This window comes from Roseobacter sp. MED193 (genome assembly GCF_000152965.1).
Lineage (GTDB): Bacteria > Pseudomonadota > Alphaproteobacteria > Rhodobacterales > Rhodobacteraceae > Pseudophaeobacter.
Genome location: NZ_CH902583.1, coordinates 286,344 through 306,237, shown reverse-complemented (window position 1 = coordinate 306,237; position 19,894 = coordinate 286,344). Strand labels below are relative to the sequence as shown.

Genomic DNA, 19,894 nt, shown 5'->3' with positions numbered 1-19,894 from the left:
GGATCAAGCCGCGTGGGCTGAAGCGGAGCACCAGAAGGAGAATGAGCCCCATGGTGAATAGTCGCATATGCGCGGCGTTTTCCATCAGATGCCCCCGCAGGAAGCTACCATCATCCAGGCCAGAAGTGAGCAGCGTTATCAGCTCCAGGCTCATGGGTTCCACCTTGATCCAGAGGAACCAGATCAGGAAACCGCCCAGGACTGAACCAAAGTTGTTGCCAGAGCCGCCCACGATCACCATCACCCAGATCAGGAAGGTAAAGCGCAGCGGGTTATAGGTCCCCGGTGTCAATTGCCCATCCAGGGTGGTCATCATCGCACCTGCAATGCCGCAGATTGCTGAGCCCAGCACAAAGATCTGCAAATGGCGTTTGGTGACGTTTTTTCCCATGGCTTGCGCAGCCACCTCATTGTCACGAATGGCGCGCATCATCCGGCCCCAGGGGCTTTTGAGTGCCATCTGAGCCATCCACAGCAGGACAATCAGAACTAAGGAAAACAGCCCCGCGTAGCCCAGTTTGACATAGAGCGTGGAACCCAACACAGGGTCCATCCCAAAGCCCGCAAACCACTCTACATAGGAGGGGTCATTTTGCAGATCGACCTCATAGGGCACCGGACGCGGCAGGCCGACAACGTTTTTCACACCGCGCGACAGCCAGTCTTCGTTCTTCAGGATCGCGATAATGATCTCGGCAATGCCCAGAGTTGCAATCGCCAGGTAATCTGAGCGCAGACCCAAGGCGGTTTTGCCGATCAGCCAAGCAGCACCTGCGGCCAGAAGACCGCCCACAGGCCAGGATAGGATGACGGGCCAGTTAAGCCCCCCAATATTACCTTCCAGGGCTGGGTTAATCGCTTCGATGGCTTCAATCGATGGATCAAACAGGGCGCGATAGATGACAAATCCAATAATCAGGATCGCCAAGATCAAAAGGGCCCGCAGGCGTCCCTTTGGCACCATCTTTGTCACGGCGACTGCTGAGACAACTGTTAGCGCGCCCATGACCATGGCCATGAGAACACCGGGGCCGCCGGCACTCCAGGCGCCGGGTGTTGGAGGCATTGCCGTCAGAACAACAGCAAGCCCGCCCAAAGCCGTGAACCCCATGATGCCCACATTAAACAATCCGGCAAAGCCCCATTGCAGGTTCACCCCCAGCGCCATGATCGCCGAAATCAGCCCCATGTTGAGGATCACCAAGGACGAGTTCCAAGAACCCGAGAAAAAGCTCCAGTCCGTCAGGCCTTCCAAAAGGATCAGAACTGCCACCACGGCAAACATCAGGCTGTGTTTCATAGTATCAGTCATACCGATTTCCCCTTGAAGAGCCCTGTTGGCTTGAACAGGAGGACGATGATCAGGATGGCAAAGGAGACCGCAAACTTATAGTCGGTACTCAGCAGTTGCACCAATCCATCCGGCGCGAGGCTGTCAGGCAGGGCATAGTTCAGCACCTTCTTCCAGGCATAGGTGATGGTGACCTCAGAAAAGGCGATGATAAACCCACCTGCAATGGCGCCCTGCGGGCTTCCCAAACCGCCAACAATCGCCGAGGCAAAAATGGGCAGCAGCAGCTGGAAATAGGTGAAGGGCTTGAACGACTTGTCTAGACCATAGAGCACCCCGGCGATGGTCGCCAAAGCAGCCACAATAAGCCAAGTGTACATCACCACCCGGTCCGGGTTGATGCCGGACAGAAGCGCCAGATCCTCGTTGTCGGAATAGGCGCGCATGCTCTTCCCGGTGCGGGTCTTGTTGAGGAACCAAAACAGCAGCGCCACAACCACAATGGCCGTGATCACAGTGATGCCCTGAGAGGTCTTGATCGCCAGACCCTCGCGCAACCCGGTCATCTCCTTAAAGGCGCGCGCCTTGATGATGAAGCGCTCGCCATCGGCAAAGCGCTGATCGCCGGGGCCGATGATAAAACGGACAAGGCCGTTCATCATGAACATCACCCCCAACGAGACCATGACAAAGACCACCGGCTTGGCCTTTTGGGCGCGGTAGAAACGATAGACGGTTTGATCGGTGATCAGCACCAATGCCATGGTCGCCAGAATACCAAAGGGCAGGGCCAAAAGCGCCGTTGGCAGCGGGCCAAAACTCACACCCCAGGACTGCAGCAACCAGGTGACCAGAATGGTCATCATAGTGCCAAAGGCCATGGTGTCCCCATGGGCAAAATTGGAGAACCGCAGGATACTGTAGATCAGCGTCACCCCCAGCGCGCCAAGTGCGAGCTGGCTGCCATAAGCAACAGCGGGGATCATCACGAAATTGGTAAGCGCCACAAGGGCGTTGAGAAGATCCATTAGAATGCCGCTCCCACAAAGCATGTGCCTAAATATGAGAATGTTTCGACCGAGCCATCCCGCATGTTTTGCCTATAGTTCATTCGAGCGCTCCGATCCGACGGAGTAAAACTCAAATCGGTAAATGAGCGGCTTGCAAACAAGATCGTCTCGCCAACAGGCTTTCTTTCAAACACTTCAAAACAATCCGCTCCGCAATGATCGGAGGACACGATGTTCATCTCATTTTCAGAATTGTTCGAAGCCTCTTGGTGCAGAACAAAAGACTGGGGAGAAACAGAGCTACAGCTAGAGATATCGTCCAAATCGTCGCAGTGCCTATCGAAAGAACACTCTAGGATAATCTTCTCAGCATCGGGCTGTCCAACACGGCCATAGGAACTACAAGAGGTGAGCATTATCAAAGGAACGAAACACATTTTTTTTCCAACCATCTCTCACCCCCCCAAGAACGATTTGCGCACTTCAGGGTCTGCCAACAGCTCTTGCCCGGTGCCGGTATAGGCATTGCGCCCCTGCACCAGGACATAGCCTTTGTCAGCGATCTCGAGCGCTTGCTTGGCGTTCTGTTCCACCATCAGGATCGGCAGCCCGGTGCGGGCCACCTCGATGATACGATCGAACAGCTCATCCATCACGATGGGGGAGACGCCCGCTGTGGGTTCATCCAGCATCAGGACCTTGGGCTGGGTCATCAGCGCGCGGCCCACGGCCACCTGCTGGCGCTGACCACCGGACAGCTCACCTGCGGGCTGGTTGCGTTTGTCGCGCAGGATCGGAAACAGGTCATAGACCTGCTCCATGGTGCCGCTGATATCGTCCGTGCGGATGAAGGCCCCCATCTCCAGGTTCTCTTCCACCGTCATCGAGGTGAAGATATTGCTGGTCTGGGGCACAAATCCCATACCCTTGATCACCCGATCCTGCGGGCTGAGCTTGGTGATATCCTCACCGCCCAAACGCACCGCGCCCGAGCGCACATTCAACATGCCAAAGACTGCCTTCATGGCGGTGGATTTCCCGGCCCCATTGGGCCCCACAATCACGGCGATTTCGCCGGGGTTCACGGCGATGGTACAGTCATGCAGAATATCCGGCCCCTTGCCGTATCCCCCTGTCATGCCGTCACCAATCAAAAAGGGTTCAGACATACGCGCCTCCCTGCATCACCTTTGCATAAATATTCCGGGGGAGCCGCACCGCGGCGGGGGCAGAGCCCCAAATCTTCCGATCTGCCGCCATCAGGCCTGCTCCAGCTTGTCTTTGTTTTTCAGGCCAGTTCCCAGATAGGCCTCAATGACCTGCTCATTGGCCTTGATCTCATCCAGCGTACCCTCAGCCAGTTTCTTGCCCTCGGCCATACAGATCACCGGATCACAGAGTCGGCCGATGAATTCCATGTCATGCTCAATCACCACAAAGGTATAGCCGCGTTCTTCATTCAGGCGTTTGATAGCGTCGGCAATGGTATAAAGCAGGGTGCGGTTAACCCCGGCGCCAACTTCGTCCAGGAAAACGATCTTGGCATCCACCATCATGGTGCGGCCCAGCTCCAAGAGCTTCTTTTGGCCCCCCGACACTTCGCCTGCCCGCAGATCGGCAATATGGCTGATGGTGAGGAACTCCAGCACCTCATCGGCCTTGGCGCGCAGGGCACGTTCTTCATCAGCGATGCGCTTGCGGCCAAACCAGGTGTTCCACAGGCTTTCGCCCGATTGTGCACCCGGCACCATCATGAGGTTCTCCCGGCAGGTCATTGAGGAAAACTCATGCGCAATCTGGAAGGTGCGCAGCAGCCCCTTGTGAAACAACTCATGTGGCGGCAAGCCGGTGATATCTTCCCCATCCATGGTCACCCGACCAGATGTGGGCTGAAGCACGCCTGCGATCACGTTGAAAAGGGTGGTTTTTCCGGCACCGTTTGGGCCGATCAAACCGGTAATGGACCCCTTGGCGATTTCGAGCGAAGCGCCGTCAACCGCGTGGAACCCGCCGAAGTGCTTATGCAAGTCATCGACGACGATCATTTCATTCTATCCCCTGCCGCATTTTCGGCTTTCTAAATTTGGAACAGCCCGGGAAATCCCCGGGCTGTTCTTTGGTATTATGACCCTACAAGAGAGATCAGCGGAACTTTACTGTGGTGTTCATGCCGTCTTTGACCAAAATCTCACGGTAGGAGCCTGCGCTCTCACCGGGGCCAATCAGCTCAACGCCAGTGGCACCTTGATAGTCAACATCTTTGCCGGCCGCGATCAGTTCCAGTGCCTTGCCCAGGTCACCGGGGTTGATCACTTCACCAGGCGCATTGGCCACATCCATGATCTTTGCGCCATACTCAGCAGGATCAGTCGAGTTTGCGGCCTGCATGGCCAGCAGGATCAATGCAGCAGCGTCATAGGATTCTGGCGCATAGGCAGAGGTCCCGTCAAAGCCTACGGCTTTGGCCTGCTCGGCAAAGATAGCTGCACCTTCGCTGTCAGAACCGGCGATCTGGCCATAAGAGCCATCCAGGTCAGATCCAACATTCTTTGGCAAGCTGTCGCCGATCATGCCACCTGGCAGACCAAAGGTGTCAAATGCGCCAGAGTCCAGCGAGGACTGGATGATGCCCAGACCACCCTGGTCAAGATACCCGGCGACAACCAGAATATCGCCACCAGCAGAGGCCAGAGACGCAACTTCGGCGGAGTAGTCACCTTTGCCGTCTTCGTGGGCTGCAACGATGGTTACCTCACCACCAACAGCCTCAAAGGAGGTCTTGATCGCGTCTGCCAAACCTTTGCCATAGTCGTTGTTGGTATAGGTCAGGGCGATGGACTCGACGCCTTTTTCTTGCAGAACCTCAGCCATGACCTGACCTTCGCGCGCATCTGAGGGCGAGGTGCGGAAGAACAAGCCGTTGTCTTCCATGGTGGAAAGACCAGGCGACGTCGCCGAAGGGGAGACCATGACCATCCCGTTTGGAATAGCAACGTTTTGCAGGATCGCACCCGTCACACCAGAGCAGTCGCCACCGATAATACCATTGACGCCTTCAGCAATCAGCTTTTCGCCGTTTGCCACCGCCAGGCCGTTATCGATACAACCAGTGTCAGCACGCACGGATGTCACGGTGGCACTGTCGAGCAGCTTGCCAGATTTTGTGACTTCTTCCATTGCCATTTCGGCACCGGAGGCCATCGCAGCTGTCAGGGATTCAATTGGGCCGGTAAAGCCGATCAGAACGCCAAGTTTCACTTCCTTGGCGTGGCCGCCTGCATAGGCGGTGCCAGCAGTCAACGCGAGGGCCGCAGTGGCCATCATCAGTTTTTTCATCATAGTTCTCCCAGTTTTTGGAACAAGTGTGTTCAGATCAAACCCTAGGCAAGGTGTTTTCAAAAGGAAAGTCCTCTTGGCCTGGGCGAGGGGTTTGACCTCAGCTTGCTCTCATTTCTTGGACCCTCCCGTTTTGGGCTGGCCTGATGAGGCGAATGCTCTACAGACTTCGGAGCACGAGGGGAAGAACACAGAGACCATTTTGTCGCAGTTCAAACACTCGCCGGACTGATAAAAACTGACAATTAGGATCCCATCTGGGGCCTGCGGTGCGGTTTGAACTTCCGGCAAACCTCTGAGGTCCAACCAATTTTGGCTAAAAATTGATCAGTTGGAAAACCAAGGGGGCGCTGAAGAAACCAATCCCCACCGACTGCAAAAAAAATGGATCCAAAACTGAGAATAGGTTGACGACCGGAGGGCTTACGACTGTTTCAACAGGCGGAATCACCCCAAGAATCATGCGGCAGAATCACAGGGATTCCGATTTGCTGCCGCGTTCCCGGTAGGGGGTAGTATTGTAGTGTGAGCGATAACACTTGGAAAAATGCGACGGGGACGCAAATCCGCAGGCCAGAGCCACATTGATCACACTCATATCGGTCTGCATCAATAGATTGCGCGCCTTTTGCAGTCTCAACTCCATATAATAGCGTTTGGGGCTTCGATTGAGGTAGCGCCGGAACAGACGTTCGAGCTGCCGGGTCGACATGCCAACATCCTGTGCCAATACAGAAGGGCTGATCGGCTCCTCGATATTGGCTTCCATCATTTGGACCACCATAGACAATTTCGGATGGCGCACACCAATACGCGTCGGGATAGACAAGCGCTGAGTGTCTTGATCGGTGCGGATTGACGAGTAGATCAACTGATCTGCCACGGCATTGGCCAACTCTTCACCAAGATCATTGGCAATGAGTTTCAACATAAGATCTATAGAAGAAGTGCCGCCCGCAGTTGACAGCCTGTTGTTATCAATCACAAAAACAGATTTTGTGAGGGTTACTTCTTCAAACTCTTCGGCAAAGCTGTCGATGTTCTCCCAGTGGATCGTTGCGCGTTTTCCATCCAGCAAACCGGCCTTTGCCAGAACATAGGAGGCGGTACATAGCCCGCCCACCGTCACGCCCTTGCGCGCCTCACGACGCAGCCATGCAAGCATTTTTTTGCTGGTGGCACCCTGTACGTTTACACCGGAACAGACCAAAATAGTGTCATCTCGTTGCAGATCGCCGAGATCACCATCCACAGCAAAAGTGGTTCCGGCTGAACAGGTAACATTCTCGCCCTCTTCTCCCAGCAAGCTCCAGCTATAGGCGTTACGTCCTGCCATACGATTTGCAATGCGCAGACATTCAACCGCCGACGCAAAGGAGAGCATGGAAAATCTCTCCAACAAAACAAATACATATCTTTTAGTGGGTCCGGTTTCTTTTGGTGTTTCGACCGGTTTTCTGTGAGCTTGCATGGGCACATCCTTGGCAAAATTTGAATGCACCGGGGGAGACCTGTGTGAAGTCAGCCCCGCGTGATACACAAAAACCGTGACCATAGGTTTGCGGCCGGGTCAAGAGGGAGCAAATCTAAACTGGTCAGCACGGGTACGTTTTTGTATAGGTGGCATCCGTTCTATTACAAAGACCTCTTAAGCGGAGAAAAGCTATGAGTGAGTGGCAAAAAGCAAACTGGCGCAACAAACCCCGCGTGCAGATGCCCGACTATACCGACGCTGCGGCCCTGGGGGCCGTTGAAGCGCAGCTTTCAAACTATCCGCCACTTGTTTTTGCCGGGGAAGCACGTCGCCTGAAACAACATCTGGCCGCCGCCGGCCGCGGTGAGGCCTTTTTGTTGCAGGGCGGTGATTGTGCCGAAAGCTTTGAACAGTTTAGCGCCGATGCGATCCGCGATACCTTTAAGGTCATGCTGCAGATGGCCATGGTCCTGACCTATGGCGCCAAGGTTCCGGTGGTCAAGGTTGGCCGGATGGCCGGCCAGTTTGCCAAACCCCGGAGCGCGCCAACTGAAACAGTAGAAGGCGTGGAACTGCCCAGCTACCGCGGCGATATCATCAACGATCTCGGCTTTACCGAAGCCTCCCGGATTCCTGATCCCAAGCGGATGCTGCAAGCCTATACCCAGGCGGCTGCAACGCTGAACCTGTTGCGCGCCTTTTCAACCGGCGGCTATGCGGATGTGAACCAGGTACATGCCTGGACCCTAGGCTTTACCGAGGGCGGAAAAGCCCAGAAATACCGTGAAATGGCCAATCGTATCACCGATACACTGGATTTCATGAAAGCCGCTGGCGTCAACAATGATGCCTCACACGCGCTGCAAACCGTTGAATTCTATACCAGCCACGAAGGGTTGTTGCTGGAATACGAAGAGGCGCTGACGCGGCTGGATTCGACCTCCGGAAAATGGCTCGCTGGCTCTGGCCATATGCTCTGGATTGGGGATCGGACACGTCAACCTGATGGCGCCCATGTTGAATTCTGCCGCGGGGTTCTCAACCCCATTGGCATGAAATGTGGCCCAACCACCAGTGCCGATGACCTGAAGGTGCTGATGGAACGCCTGAACCCAGAAAACGAAGAGGGCCGTCTGACCCTGATCGCCCGCTTTGGCGCCGGCAAGGTGGCAGAGCACCTGCCGCGTCTGGTCAAAGCCGTGGAAGAAGAAGGGGCCAAGGTCACCTGGGTCTGCGACCCAATGCATGGCAATACCGTCAAATCCTCTACCGGCTACAAGACCCGTCCCTTTGAAAGCGTCCTACGCGAAGTTCAGGATTTCTTTGCAGTCCATTCCGCCGAAGGCACGACGCCGGGCGGCGTCCATTTTGAGATGACGGGCCAAGATGTCACCGAATGCACCGGTGGTGTTCGTGAAGTGACGGATGAGAACCTGAGCGATCGCTATCACACCGCCTGTGATCCACGTCTGAACGCCAGCCAATCATTGGAACTGGCCTTCTTGGTTGCCGAAGAATTGTCAGACCTGCGCAACAAGCGTCAGGCACGCAGTGCAGAAGCCAGCTAAACCGCTGCCGCCGCCAATACTGACTAGAAAACCGCCCCAGGCTAATGGGGCGGTTTTTCTTTTGTCAGATCGTTGCAAGGTTTTGAGGGGAACTTTTGTTGATGCAAAGGGAAACGCCCCGGGAATTCTTCCACGGGGCGCTGGTAACTAGACTATGACCAAATAGACTAGAATGCGGCTAAAATTTTACGAAACGGTCGTATCATCACGGCTGGAAACCAGCCGTAGATGTGATCCTTTGGATTTACTCTTGGCGTCCGCGCGCGAAGTGTCTCGGGCAGGTCTGGAGAGCTTGAGGTCCGCCAGATCACGCGCTTCCTGCAATATCGAAGTTTCTTCCGTCATACGGGACTGCAATTTTGCAAACTCAGGATTAGGTGTGTTTACATCATCCGAACCACGTGATTTTGCTTTGAATTCAGTATCATCAGTGGCTTTGGCAATGGCGCGCATCTCGATCGAAGTGATGGTAAAACGCTGAGACGTCTTTGTTGGGTTGCCTTCGGACACAAAGACCCCAAGCGCCCGGCTGACATCGCCCAGATCACTGCGCAGGGGCAGCAGCAACATGCGCGCTTCGCGGCGACCGCGCAGGCGGGAGCCTTCGGTCTGCATCTCGATCTCTACGATCGCAGGAGCTTCAAACATATGTTCGAGCGCAGCACTCATCTGTTTGCGCGCTTCAGGGGTGAAAAAGGCGGTGATCGGCATGCCGCGCACTTCCATTCCAGCCATTTCATTGACCTTTTGGCCGGCCAGACGGAAGCGGGCGATACCGGGCGCAACACGTTCCAGAATGAAGGTCTGGGACAGGATGTTTTCTAGCCCGCGTGGATCGATCTGCGCGCGGCTTGGAATATCGTCACCACGGCGCAGAGCTGTCCAATAGGCTTCTGCCTGGCGCATGGAGGAAACCGGAACGGTGTTACGGAAATTTGTCATGGCAACCACCTTGTTGTGACCCTTGCCCTGGCTAGTGTTTTTGCTATCGCCAAAAAACATGTGCTTTTCCTTACGTTATCCGGTTCATGTCCCATCAAGTCCGCAACACAGTCTGTCGACTGCCTTATTCGTACCGTTTAGATGGTTACCTTGCAGTTAACATGCCATAATATTATTCAAATTTGGACTAAAACTTAAAGCAATGGTTAACGCCTTTGGATAAGCACCTATCCTTTTGGGTCTGTCACCTCGTCTGACGACACAGTTTTGGGCCCGAAGTTGCAGCCAGTTGGCCAGATAAGGAAAAATTGATGAAAATTCGAAGCATGACGGGCTTTGCCTCGGGCCAGGGTCGGCTTGCCGCTCATAGTTGGAGCTGGGAAATGCGCTCTGTCAACGCCAAGGGGCTGGATCTGCGGCTACGCGTGCCGGACTGGTTAGAGGGGCTCGAAGCCCATCTGCGTAAGGTCATGGGCCACCGGTTGGCGCGGGGCAATGTCTCTTTGGGGCTTCGGATCAGCCGGGGAGAAGAAGGCGCTGGCACGCTCTCACTGAACAAACCTCTATTGGCCTCTGTCCTCGCCGCCCTGGCAGAGGCCGAGGCACTGGCGCAATCCGCAGGGGTAGATCTTTCGGTAACCTCTGGTGCGGATTTGCTGTCAATACGTGGGGTTCTGGAGACCACAGCGACCGAGGATGACCCGGCCCCCTTGGTCGCCGCATTAAAAGAGGAATTCGAAAGCCTTTTGACCCAATTCGTTCAAATGCGTGAAGCAGAAGGGGCAGCCCTGGCGCAGGTTCTGCGCGATCAGTTGGCAGAGGTGAAGCGTTTGACCCAATTGGCAACTGAGCGCGCCGAGGCACGCAAGCCTCTGGTGGCAGAGGCGCTTAAGGCCAATCTGGCTAAGGTCCTGGAAAACACTGAAGGGGTTGATGCCAACCGTGTTGCCCTGGAGTTGGCGATGCTGGCGGTGAAATCTGATGTGACCGAGGAAATCGATCGGCTTGCGGCCCATGTCACTGCTGCAGAGGAGCTTTTGTCCACCGGTGACGCCGTAGGGCGAAAGTTTGATTTTCTGATGCAGGAATTTAACCGCGAGGCCAATACGCTCTGTTCCAAGGCGCTCAACAGTGACTTGACCTCGGTGGGTCTAGAGTTGAAAGCAGTGATCGACCAAATGCGCGAACAAGTGCAAAATATAGAGTAACTCCAAAGGAGAAGACCTGATGGCAGACCGCCGCGGCCTTTTGATCATCCTGTCCTCGCCCTCCGGCGCAGGCAAATCCACCCTGGCAAAACGGCTTCGCAGCTGGGACGACAGCATTTCCTTCTCCGTCTCAGCCACCACCCGAAACCCACGACCCGGAGAGGTCAATGGACAGGACTATCACTTTGTGTCGGTAGATGATTTCAAATCAGCCGTGACCGAAAATGATATGCTTGAACATGCCCATGTCTTTGGCAATTTCTACGGATCCCCAAAAGGGCCGGTGCGCGCCGCTATCGAGGACGGTCAGGACGTCTTGTTTGATATCGATTGGCAGGGTGCCCAGCAGATCCGCAATTCGGAACTGGGTCAGCATACGCTGTCGATCTTTCTGCTGCCGCCCTCGATCACCGAGCTTAAGCGCCGGCTGGAAAGCCGCGGTCAGGACGACGCGGAGGTTATTTCGCGCCGGATGGAAAAGAGCTGGGATGAAATCAGCCACTGGGGCAGCTATGATCACGTCTTGATCAATGATGACTTGGACGCCACCGAAGAGGCGCTGAAGACCATAATTTCTGCAACCCGGCTGCGACGCATCCAGCAACCGCAGCTGACAGATCACGTGCGGGTACTGCAGACGGAATTTGAGGAAATGTCATGACCCTTTATGCTCTTGGGGCCCATCAACCGCAACTGCACGCCGATACCTGGGTTGCCCCGGATGCCAATTTAGTGGGGCAGGTTGTGCTGGAGGCCGGCGCTTCGGTCTGGTTTGGCTGCACCATTCGCGCCGACCACGAAGAAATTCGCATCTGTGAAGGCGCAAATGTGCAGGAGAACGTAGTCATGCACATTGATGCAGGCTTTCCGCTGACCGTGGGCAAGAACTGCACCATTGGTCACAAGGTGATGCTGCATGGCTGCACCATCGGTGAAAACAGCCTGATCGGCATGGGGGCTACGGTTCTGAACGGTGCCAAGATCGGCAAGAACTGCCTGATCGGGGCAGGGGCCTTGATCACCGAAAACAAGGTGATCCCGGATAATTCATTGGTAATGGGCGCGCCTGGTAAGGTGGTGCGGGAAGTGTCTGAGGCTCAAGCCAAGAACCTCACCCTCAGCGCCCTGCATTATCAAGAAAACATGCGCCGTTTTCGGGACGAGATGCGCCCCATTTGAGCAGGTTTTCTCAAAATTCTGAGAGCCACGCATCCCGCTCGTATTGCGCTGCGACAGCTTGCCATATGACATTTACATTCGCCTGTTAGGAGAGCTGAATCACAGTGGAGAGCGGAGAATGAAACAAGAGGTGATCGCAGGTTTCCTGGAAGCCATGCCGCTGCCGAGCGTCTTGGTGGACCAAACTGAGCGGTTCATCGGAGCCAATCGGCTTGGGCATGAGCTGTTGGGAGATCAAATAATGGGTCGCCATTTTGCCACCATCCTGCGCCAGCCCAGTGTTGCAGGCGCGATAGAAAAATGCCTGGAGGATCGCGGCAATCGCGCCACCCGGTACTTGTCCAACGATGGGGCCCAAGACACCACCTATGAAGTCTCCTTACGCTATATTGCAGGGATTGGTGCGGTGGAGGGAGGCGCAGTGCTGATTAGCTTTACTGATGTGACCGAACGGGAGCAGGCCAATCAGATGCGGCGTGATTTTGTTGCCAATGTCAGCCATGAATTGCGGACACCGCTAACTGCCTTGATGGGATTTATTGAAACCCTACGTGGTGCGGCGCGCGATGATGCCGATGCCCGGGATCGGTTCCTATCGATCATGGAAGGCGAAGCCAGCCGAATGAACCGCTTGGTCGGGGATTTGTTGTCTTTGAACCGCGTTGAAAGCAAAGAGCGCATTCGGCCCAAAGAGGAATTGGACCTCGTGGCCCATCTCGCCTCGACATTAAAAACCATGCAACCCTTGGCCGATGCTGACAACGTCAGCCTGAAGTTCACACCTCCCTCTGAGCCGGTGATGATCATTGGGGATCCAGATCAATTGCTCCAAGTCTTTATGAACTTGATTGAAAACGCCATCAAATACGGCGGAGACCAGGTAGAGATGACGGTTGAACTGCTGGAGCGTGATCCTTCTCTGCGCACCGCAGCCGTGCGCGTCAAGGTAATGGACAACGGGGCGGGCATTGATCCAATCCATTTGCCCCGTCTGACAGAGCGGTTCTACCGCGCTGACAATCACCGTTCTCGCGAGCAAGGTGGAACCGGGCTGGGATTGGCAATCGTAAAGCATATCGTCAACCGTCACAGGGGGCGACTGCGGGTCAGCAGCGATCTTGGGGTTGGAACCTGTTTTGCGGTGACCTTGCCGCTGTCGTAGCAAGCCTCAGGCCTCTGCTTGGTCCGAGAGCCACACGAAGAACTCTAGATCCTGCCGGTCAAGCGAATGGTCGATTGATTGAGCTGCGACCGGGCCTGACGATGCAGGTCTTTGGTATTTCTAGATGGGCGTTACCCCCCGACCGCAAAACTGCCTCCGGGAATATGACCTGTTGCGACCAGCGTCATTCAGCGCGGAACTTTAGGGGCAGGGCGCTGGGGTATTAGTTTCAGACGACAGGTTCTTAGCCATTTCTGAGCCTCGCGTTAAAATTAGTTAAGACAGAGGCCTGTTTTGTGACAAATATCGCCTCAATCTGGCTTTTGTCATATGCCTGTTACATAGCCGTCACAAAAGCCTCATGTACGCCTCTTAGGAGGAGCCCATGATCATCACGAAGATGGTCACACATATTAATCTCTCATGGAGACTCCCATGTCCTTTGTGAAACTGACCGCTTCTGCCCTGACCATTGCCGCTGCTACGGCGACAGCTGCCACAGCACGTGACCAGGTTCAGGTTGCAGGCTCCTCGACCGTTCTGCCCTATGCTTCCATCGTAGCCGAAGCCTTTGGCGAAAACTTTGACTTCCCAACACCCGTTGTTGAATCCGGTGGCTCTTCGGCTGGTCTGAAGCGGTTCTGTGAAGGTGTTGGAGAGAACACCATTGATGTCGCCAATGCATCGCGCGCCATCAAGGAAAAAGAAATCAAAGCCTGCGCCGAAGCTGGTGTCACCGACATCATCGAAGTTCGCATTGGCTATGATGGCATCGTCTTTGCTTCCGACATCAACGGCAACGAATTTGCCTACACCCCCACCGACTGGTTCCTGGCTCTGTCCGATGAGATCCTGGTTGACGGCAAAATGGTTCCAAACCCAAACAAAACCTGGGCTGACGTAAACGCGTCTTTCCCAGCCCAGAGCCTTCAGGCCTTTATCCCAGGCACCAAGCACGGCACCCGTGAAGTGTTCGAAGACAAAGTGATCCTGGCTGGCTGTGAAGCCACCGGCGCATTTGAACACCTGCTGGCCCAAGCCGAAGGCGACACTCCTAAGGCCCAGAAAAAAGCTGCCGAAAAAGCCTGTATCGCTCTGCGTACCGATGGCGTTTCCGTTGACATCGATGGCGACTACACCGAGACCCTGGCCCGCATCGAGAGCAACAAAGATGGCATCGGCGTCTTTGGTCTGGCTTTCTACGAAAACAACACCGACAAGCTGCAGGTTGCAACCATGTCCGGTATCGTGCCTTCGACTGAAAGCATCGCGACCGGCGAATATCCTGTTTCGCGGCCACTGTTCTTCTACGTGAAGAAAGCTCACATCGGCGTGATCCCTGGCCTGAAAGAATATGCTGAATTCTTCATCTCCGATGAAGTTGCCGGCCCTGATGGTCCTCTGTCCGAATATGGCCTGGTTGCCGACCCAGAACTGAGCCAGACTCAGGAAACGGTTGCAAATGAAGCCACCATGGGCGGCAACTCCTAATAGCCCCCAGCACATAGCCTTTTGGCTGGGGCGGATCATCCGCCCCAGTCGTGTTTCTGGACTAAATCCAGCTCGCCTTTTTCGCTGCTGTCACACCGGAGCTTTTGATGCCACTATTCTGGCTTGTCGTTGTCTTGCTAGCGCTTACCGCGCTTGGCTTTTGGTTTGGGCGCCGCCGCGCCTTGGCCTCGGTGCAGGGAAACCCGCGCCATTTGCATTCCTTGCCAATCTATTACGGCGCAAATGTAGCCATGAGTATCGCCATTCCAGCTCTGCTGACCTTGGTGATTTGGCTTCTGGCGCAACCGCTGGTGATTGAAAACCGGGTCTCGGCGACCATCCCGCAGGACTTGCTCCCCGAAAACACCAGCATCGGCCTGGTGATGAGCGATGTTCGGCGCCTCGCAGAAGGGCTGGATCAAGCTGTAGAACAAAATGTGATGACCACCGCTGAGACACTTGCCCTGGATGCAAGCACCACTGATGTGCGTGAACTACTCGGCACCGTGGGCGTCGCTCTGGGCTCCGAAGTGCGCCCTGAGGTACTCTCAGCAGCTCAGAGCTACCGACAGCTGTCTAGCACAGGGTCGACCGCAATGGCGGTTGTTTGCCTGGTCTTGGCCCTGGCTGGCTTTGGCCTTTCTGCACGCCACACCAACAAAGAGTTCCGCGCCCGAAACGTTGTTGAGCGCGGGGTTTTGGCCCTGTTGATCCTGGCGGCGTCGCTCGCGATCCTCACAACGGTTGGCATCGTCTTGTCGATGCTGTTTGAAACAGTAAACTTCTTTGGTCTGCATGCCTGGACGGACTTCTTCTTTGGCAGCACCTGGGCGCCCAACTTCCGCGGCGACAGTGAGTTGTCGATGCTGCCACTGCTCTGGGGCACGCTCTATATCTCAGCCATTGCGCTTTTGGTTGCGGTGCCAGTGGGTTTGTTTGCAGCGATCTACCTCTCTGAATACGCCGGACCAGCTGTGCGCTCCCTGGCAAAACCACTGCTGGAGATCCTCGCGGGTATTCCGACAATCGTTTATGGCCTCTTTGCGCTTCTGACCGTTGGCCCGCTGCTTCTCAACCTTTTTGGTCAGGGCGAAAACGGCATCCTTGGGCTCAACTGGATGACTGGTGCAACCTCAGTTCTCACTGCAGGGGTGGTGATGGGTATCATGTTGATCCCCTTTGTCTCCTCTTTGTCTGACGACATTATCAACGCGGTTCCCCAATCGCTGCGCGATGGCTCGCTGGGCCTGGGCGCAACCCGGTCGGAAACAATTCGACAGGTGGTATTACCCGCAGCTCTTCCAGGCATCGTGGGAGCCATATTGCTTGCAGCCTCTCGTGCGATCGGCGAGACGATGATCGTCGTGATGGGGGCAGGGGCGATTGCCAAGTTCTCCGCCAACCCCTTTGAATCCATGACGACAATCACCACCCGTGTTGTCAGCCAGCTGACCGGCGATACCGATTTTGCCAGCCCTGAAACGCTGGTCGCCTTTGCCCTCGGGCTTTCCCTCTTTGTCCTTACCCTGGGCCTTAACGTCCTGGCGCTTTATATCGTGCGCAAATATCGGGAGCAGTACGACTAATGACCGATTTCAGCCCAACCCCGGACCAGCCCGCAGCAGCGCAGAGCTCCTTGCTCACCCTGTCTAAGCGGACAATCCAGCGCAACGCTGCCGAGAAACGGTTCAAAGCCTATGGCATCGCCGCAATCGCCGTCGGACTTGTTATGCTGCTGGTTCTGGTCACCACGATCGTTGGTCGCGGTACCGGCGCCTTTCAGCAAACCTTCATCACCGTGAATGTCGAACTGCTGGAAAGCAAGCTGGACAAAAACGGTGAGCGCAACATTGAAGACATCAAACGTGTCACAACCTTTGGCTATGCGCCCCTGATCAAAACTGCGATGCAGAATACCGTGGCAGATCTGGGTATTGAGACCAGCCTTAAAACCAAACATATGGCGGGGCTGCTGTCTAAGAACGCGGTTGCCCAGCTGCGTGCCTTTGTGCTGGAGAACCCAGAAAAGATTGGCGAAACTGTTGAGTTCCGCTTCCTGGCTCAGAGCCGTGTCGATGGGTACCTCAAGGGACGTGTGTCCCGCGACAGCATTGCAAACGATAAGAACATCTCGGCAGAACAACTGGACCTGGTGGATGCGCTGGTTGCTGCCGGAGTTATTGAAAAGACCTTTAACCTCGACTTTATCCTTGGGTCAGATGCGTCGGATCAACGCCCTGAAGCCGCAGGGATGGGGGTCTCGATGATGGGCTCTCTGTTTATGATGTTGGTGGTGTTGGCCCTGTCTTTGCCAATTGGAGTTGCCGCCTCTATCTATCTGGAAGAGTTTGCGCCAAAGAACTGGATTACCGATGTAATTGAGGTCAATATCGCAAACCTCGCGGCGGTGCCCTCAATTGTTTATGGTATCCTCGGCCTAGCGGTTTTCATCAACTACATGCACCTGCCCATGTCCGCCCCGTTGGTCGGTGGTTTGGTGCTGACGCTGATGACCTTGCCGACGATCATCATTTCGACCCGTGCAGCCCTGAAGGCGGTCCCTCCCTCGATCCGAGACGCTGCACTGGGGGTTGGCGCTTCCAAAATGCAATCGGTGTTCCACCATGTGCTGCCATTGGCCGCGCCGGGTATTCTCACCGGGACCATCATTGGCCTGGCACAGGCATTGGGAGAAACCGCGCCGCTGCTGTTGATCGGCATGGTTGGCTTTATCGCTTCCAACGCTCCAGAGACCATCGGTGAAGGCCTGTTGTCTCCGAACTCTGCAATGCCTGCTCAGATCTACGAATGGGCCAAACGGGCCGACCCGGCCTTTTATGAGCGCGCCTGGGGCGGGATCATTATTCTGCTAATCTTTCTTGTAACCATGAATACGGTGGCCGTAATACTGCGTCGTCGCTTTGAACGTCGCTGGTAGCCAGAGGTGAGGAAATGAACACTATGAATATGTTGGATAAAACCTTGGATACAAACACCACCAAGATCGCAGCACGGGACGTCAACGTCTATTATGGTGAAACCCATGCCATCAAGAACGTGAATGTGGAGATCGCCACAAACACGGTCACAGCCTTCATTGGCCCATCAGGGTGCGGTAAATCTACTTTCTTGCGCTGCATCAATCGGATGAATGACACAATTGATGTCTGTCGTGTGACCGGAGACATTCTGCTGGATGGGGAAGATATCTACGACAAACGTGTCGACCCGGTACAATTGCGCGCCAAGGTGGGAATGGTGTTTCAAAAACCAAATCCGTTCCCCAAATCGATCTACGACAATGTCGCCTACGGCCCGCGGATCCACGGCTTGTCGAAAAACAAGTCAGAAATGGATGAGATTGTTGAGAAATCCCTGCGCCGTGCTGCCATCTGGGAAGAGGTAAAAGATCGCCTTGATGCGCCGGGTACCGGCCTGTCTGGTGGTCAGCAGCAGCGTCTGTGCATCGCCCGCGCCATTGCCACGGAACCCGAGGTATTGCTGATGGATGAGCCTTGTTCTGCACTGGATCCAATCGCGACGGCCCAGGTGGAAGAGCTTATCGATGAGCTGCGTGCCAACTATTCCGTGGTGATTGTCACCCACTCGATGCAGCAGGCCGCCCGGGTCAGCCAGAAAACCGCGTTTTTCCACCTCGGCAACCTGGTTGAATTTGGCGCCACAGGGCAGATCTTTACCAACCCCGAAGATCCGCGCACCGAAAGCTATATCACTGGTCGTATCGGCTAAAGCCCACAAAGGAAAAAACCATGGTAGAACAACATATTGCCTCCGCCTTTGATCGGGATCTCGAAGCTATTCAAGCCCAGATCATGAAGATGGGTGGCCTGGTTGAAGCGGCAATTGTCGATTCAGCACGGGCTCTGGAAACCCGCGACGAGGAACTGGCACAAAAGGTGCGTCTAGGCGACAAGGCCATTGATGGACTGGAAGAGCTGATTAACGAAGAATCCGCCCGCGTCATTGCGATGCGGGCCCCGGCTGCGGTTGATCTGCGGGTCGTTCTGTCCGTGATGAAGATTGCAGGTAACCTGGAGCGTATTGGCGACTATTCAAAAAACATTGCCAAGCGCACGGGTGTTTTGGTGCAGTGGCATGACAATACAGACAGCTCTGCCGCCCTGCGCCGCATGGCTCGTGAAGTCGAGCTGATGCTAAAGGACGCTTTGGATGCCTATATTCAACGCGATACAGAACTGGCTGCCGATGTAATCACGCGGGATCGTGAGGTGGACCAGATGTACAACGCACTGTTCCGCGAGTTCTTGACCCATATGATGGAAGATCCGCGCAACATTACAGCCTGTATGCATCTGCACTTCATTGCAAAAAACATCGAACGCATGGGGGATCACGTCACCTCCATCGCTGAAGAGCTAATCTATCTGGTGACCGGTCGTCGGCCAGAGGATGACCGGCCCAAAGCAGATTTCACCTCCATTTCGACAGAGGAGGCCTGATCCATGACTGCCGATCAGCCGACAGTTCTGATCATCGAGGATGAGTTAGCCCAGCGAGAGGTCCTTGCCTACAATCTTGAGGCCGATGGCTTTCGTGTCATCCGGGCAGAAAACGGCGAAGAAGGCTTGCTGCTTGTTGAAGAAGACATGCCCGATATCATCGTGCTGGATTGGATGATGCCAAATCTAAGCGGGATCGAAGTCTGTCGGCGTTTGAAGACACGGCCAGAAACCCGCGGGATTCCAATCATCATGCTTTCGGCCCGATCCGAAGAGGTGGACAAGGTGCGTGGGCTTGAGACAGGTGCCGACGATTATGTGGTCAAACCCTATTCTGTGATCGAGCTGATGGCACGGGTCCGCACCCAGCTGCGGCGCGTGCGCCCCTCTACTGTTGGGATGCGTCTTGAGTTTGACGACATAATCCTGGACGCCGAAACCCATAAGGTCAGCCGGTCCGATAATTCGCTGAAACTTGGCCCCACAGAGTTCCGCCTGCTCTCTACCTTTATGGAGAAACCAGGTCGCGTCTGGAGCAGAGAACAGTTGCTGGATCGGGTTTGGGGGCGTGATATCTATGTCGACACGCGAACGGTAGATGTGCATATCGGCCGTCTGCGTAAGGCGCTGACCCAGTTTGGTGGTGCTGATCCGGTGCGCACGGTGCGCGGCGCGGGCTACGCTTTAGGCTAAGGCCTCGCCAGACCGTATGAACACTTCAATGGGCGTCACTCGGCGCCCGTTTGCTGTCG

General features: G+C 55.2%; 18 protein-coding genes. 11 read left to right on the top strand and 7 right to left on the bottom strand.

Features of this window, described 5'->3' with window-relative positions:
• The 6 genes from MED193_RS03955 to MED193_RS03930 form a co-directional block, all read right to left on the bottom strand.
• On the bottom strand, window positions 1-1,312 hold a 1,312-nt coding region (locus MED193_RS03955; RefSeq protein WP_009808353.1), incomplete at its 3' end, for a branched-chain amino acid ABC transporter permease.
• The gene (locus tag MED193_RS03950; RefSeq protein ID WP_009808352.1) at window positions 1,309-2,319 is read right to left on the bottom strand and encodes a branched-chain amino acid ABC transporter permease; all 1,011 of its coding nucleotides are present in this window, start codon (window positions 2,317-2,319) and stop codon (window positions 1,309-1,311) included. The genes MED193_RS03955 and MED193_RS03950, both read right to left, overlap by 4 nt.
• Window positions 2,320-2,756: 437 nt before the next feature.
• Window positions 2,757-3,470, bottom strand: coding sequence for an ABC transporter ATP-binding protein (locus MED193_RS03945; RefSeq protein WP_009808351.1), 714 nt, complete (start codon window positions 3,468-3,470; stop codon window positions 2,757-2,759).
• A 90-nt stretch (window positions 3,471-3,560) separates the two neighbouring features.
• Window positions 3,561-4,346, bottom strand: coding sequence for an ABC transporter ATP-binding protein (locus MED193_RS03940; RefSeq protein ID WP_009808350.1), 786 nt, complete (start codon window positions 4,344-4,346; stop codon window positions 3,561-3,563).
• A gap of 97 nt (window positions 4,347-4,443) precedes the next feature.
• Window positions 4,444-5,637, bottom strand: coding sequence for an ABC transporter substrate-binding protein (locus MED193_RS03935; protein ID WP_039965850.1), 1,194 nt, complete (start codon window positions 5,635-5,637; stop codon window positions 4,444-4,446).
• A gap of 472 nt (window positions 5,638-6,109) precedes the next feature.
• On the bottom strand, window positions 6,110-7,108 hold the full coding sequence (locus MED193_RS03930) for a GlxA family transcriptional regulator (RefSeq protein ID WP_039965847.1): 999 nt from the start codon (window positions 7,106-7,108) through the stop codon (window positions 6,110-6,112).
• A gap of 194 nt (window positions 7,109-7,302) precedes the next feature.
• Here MED193_RS03930 and MED193_RS03925 point away from each other — a divergent pair, with 194 nt between their 5' ends.
• Window positions 7,303-8,679 carry a class II 3-deoxy-7-phosphoheptulonate synthase gene (locus MED193_RS03925; RefSeq protein WP_009808346.1) on the top strand — a complete coding sequence of 459 codons (1,377 nt, stop codon included), beginning with the start codon at window positions 7,303-7,305 and terminating at the stop codon, window positions 8,677-8,679.
• Between the two features lie 186 nt (window positions 8,680-8,865).
• Here the strand turns inward: MED193_RS03925 and MED193_RS03920 are convergent, their stop codons facing one another.
• Complete coding sequence (locus tag MED193_RS03920) at window positions 8,866-9,681, bottom strand: PAS domain-containing protein (RefSeq protein ID WP_009808345.1); 816 nt, start codon at window positions 9,679-9,681, stop codon at window positions 8,866-8,868.
• Between the two features lie 251 nt (window positions 9,682-9,932).
• Here MED193_RS03920 and MED193_RS03915 point away from each other — a divergent pair, with 251 nt between their 5' ends.
• From MED193_RS03915 to phoB, 10 genes are all read left to right on the top strand, one after another.
• On the top strand, window positions 9,933-10,829 hold the full coding sequence (locus tag MED193_RS03915; RefSeq protein WP_009808344.1) for a YicC/YloC family endoribonuclease: 897 nt from the start codon (window positions 9,933-9,935) through the stop codon (window positions 10,827-10,829).
• Between the two features lie 19 nt (window positions 10,830-10,848).
• A complete protein-coding gene (gmk, locus tag MED193_RS03910) occupies window positions 10,849-11,490 on the top strand; it encodes a guanylate kinase (RefSeq protein ID WP_009808343.1) in 642 nt (213 codons plus the stop codon).
• Window positions 11,487-12,008, top strand: coding sequence for a gamma carbonic anhydrase family protein (locus tag MED193_RS03905; RefSeq protein ID WP_009808342.1), 522 nt, complete (start codon window positions 11,487-11,489; stop codon window positions 12,006-12,008). The genes gmk and MED193_RS03905 overlap by 4 nt, the downstream gene beginning before the upstream one ends.
• 118 nt (window positions 12,009-12,126) lie before the next feature.
• Window positions 12,127-13,170, top strand: a complete 1,044-nt coding sequence (locus MED193_RS03900; RefSeq protein WP_009808341.1) for a cell wall metabolism sensor histidine kinase WalK — start codon at window positions 12,127-12,129, stop codon at window positions 13,168-13,170.
• Between the two features lie 435 nt (window positions 13,171-13,605).
• Window positions 13,606-14,661 carry a substrate-binding domain-containing protein gene (locus MED193_RS03895; RefSeq protein WP_039965844.1) on the top strand — a complete coding sequence of 352 codons (1,056 nt, stop codon included), beginning with the start codon at window positions 13,606-13,608 and terminating at the stop codon, window positions 14,659-14,661.
• A gap of 107 nt (window positions 14,662-14,768) precedes the next feature.
• Window positions 14,769-16,247, top strand: a complete 1,479-nt coding sequence (pstC, locus tag MED193_RS03890; protein ID WP_009808339.1) for a phosphate ABC transporter permease subunit PstC — start codon at window positions 14,769-14,771, stop codon at window positions 16,245-16,247.
• Window positions 16,247-17,599 carry a phosphate ABC transporter permease PstA gene (pstA, locus tag MED193_RS03885; protein ID WP_009808338.1) on the top strand — a complete coding sequence of 451 codons (1,353 nt, stop codon included), beginning with the start codon at window positions 16,247-16,249 and terminating at the stop codon, window positions 17,597-17,599. Before pstC ends, pstA begins: the two co-directional genes overlap by 1 nt.
• Window positions 17,600-17,613: 14 nt before the next feature.
• Window positions 17,614-18,411, top strand: a complete 798-nt coding sequence (gene pstB, locus MED193_RS03880; RefSeq protein WP_039965840.1) for a phosphate ABC transporter ATP-binding protein PstB — start codon at window positions 17,614-17,616, stop codon at window positions 18,409-18,411.
• Window positions 18,412-18,431: 20 nt separating this feature from the next.
• Window positions 18,432-19,142 carry a phosphate signaling complex protein PhoU gene (gene phoU / locus MED193_RS03875; RefSeq protein WP_009808336.1) on the top strand — a complete coding sequence of 237 codons (711 nt, stop codon included), beginning with the start codon at window positions 18,432-18,434 and terminating at the stop codon, window positions 19,140-19,142.
• 3 nt (window positions 19,143-19,145) lie between these two features.
• A complete protein-coding gene (gene phoB / locus MED193_RS03870) occupies window positions 19,146-19,835 on the top strand; it encodes a phosphate regulon transcriptional regulator PhoB (protein WP_009808335.1) in 690 nt (229 codons plus the stop codon).
• The last annotated feature ends 59 nt before the right edge of the window (window positions 19,836-19,894 follow it).

What these genes read in the sequence shown, in the direction of transcription:
- MED193_RS03905 (WP_009808342.1), top strand. Translation starts at nt 11,487, where the DNA reads ATGACCCTTTATGCTCTTGGGGCCCATCAACCGCAACTGCACGCCGAT.
- MED193_RS03920 (WP_009808345.1), bottom strand. Translation starts at nt 9,681, where the DNA reads ATGTTTTTTGGCGATAGCAAAAACACTAGCCAGGGCAAGGGTCACAAC.
- pstA (WP_009808338.1), top strand. Translation starts at nt 16,247, where the DNA reads ATGACCGATTTCAGCCCAACCCCGGACCAGCCCGCAGCAGCGCAGAGC.
- pstC (WP_009808339.1), top strand. Translation starts at nt 14,769, where the DNA reads ATGCCACTATTCTGGCTTGTCGTTGTCTTGCTAGCGCTTACCGCGCTT.
- MED193_RS03950 (WP_009808352.1), bottom strand. Translation starts at nt 2,319, where the DNA reads ATGGATCTTCTCAACGCCCTTGTGGCGCTTACCAATTTCGTGATGATC.
- MED193_RS03930 (WP_039965847.1), bottom strand. Translation starts at nt 7,108, where the DNA reads ATGCAAGCTCACAGAAAACCGGTCGAAACACCAAAAGAAACCGGACCC.
- MED193_RS03900 (WP_009808341.1), top strand. Translation starts at nt 12,127, where the DNA reads ATGAAACAAGAGGTGATCGCAGGTTTCCTGGAAGCCATGCCGCTGCCG.
- MED193_RS03935 (WP_039965850.1), bottom strand. Translation starts at nt 5,637, where the DNA reads ATGAAAAAACTGATGATGGCCACTGCGGCCCTCGCGTTGACTGCTGGC.
- phoU (WP_009808336.1), top strand. Translation starts at nt 18,432, where the DNA reads ATGGTAGAACAACATATTGCCTCCGCCTTTGATCGGGATCTCGAAGCT.
- MED193_RS03940 (WP_009808350.1), bottom strand. Translation starts at nt 4,346, where the DNA reads ATGATCGTCGTCGATGACTTGCATAAGCACTTCGGCGGGTTCCACGCG.
- pstB (WP_039965840.1), top strand. Translation starts at nt 17,614, where the DNA reads ATGAACACTATGAATATGTTGGATAAAACCTTGGATACAAACACCACC.
- MED193_RS03925 (WP_009808346.1), top strand. Translation starts at nt 7,303, where the DNA reads ATGAGTGAGTGGCAAAAAGCAAACTGGCGCAACAAACCCCGCGTGCAG.
- MED193_RS03895 (WP_039965844.1), top strand. Translation starts at nt 13,606, where the DNA reads ATGTCCTTTGTGAAACTGACCGCTTCTGCCCTGACCATTGCCGCTGCT.
- phoB (WP_009808335.1), top strand. Translation starts at nt 19,146, where the DNA reads ATGACTGCCGATCAGCCGACAGTTCTGATCATCGAGGATGAGTTAGCC.
- gmk (WP_009808343.1), top strand. Translation starts at nt 10,849, where the DNA reads ATGGCAGACCGCCGCGGCCTTTTGATCATCCTGTCCTCGCCCTCCGGC.
- MED193_RS03915 (WP_009808344.1), top strand. Translation starts at nt 9,933, where the DNA reads ATGAAAATTCGAAGCATGACGGGCTTTGCCTCGGGCCAGGGTCGGCTT.
- MED193_RS03945 (WP_009808351.1), bottom strand. Translation starts at nt 3,470, where the DNA reads ATGTCTGAACCCTTTTTGATTGGTGACGGCATGACAGGGGGATACGGC.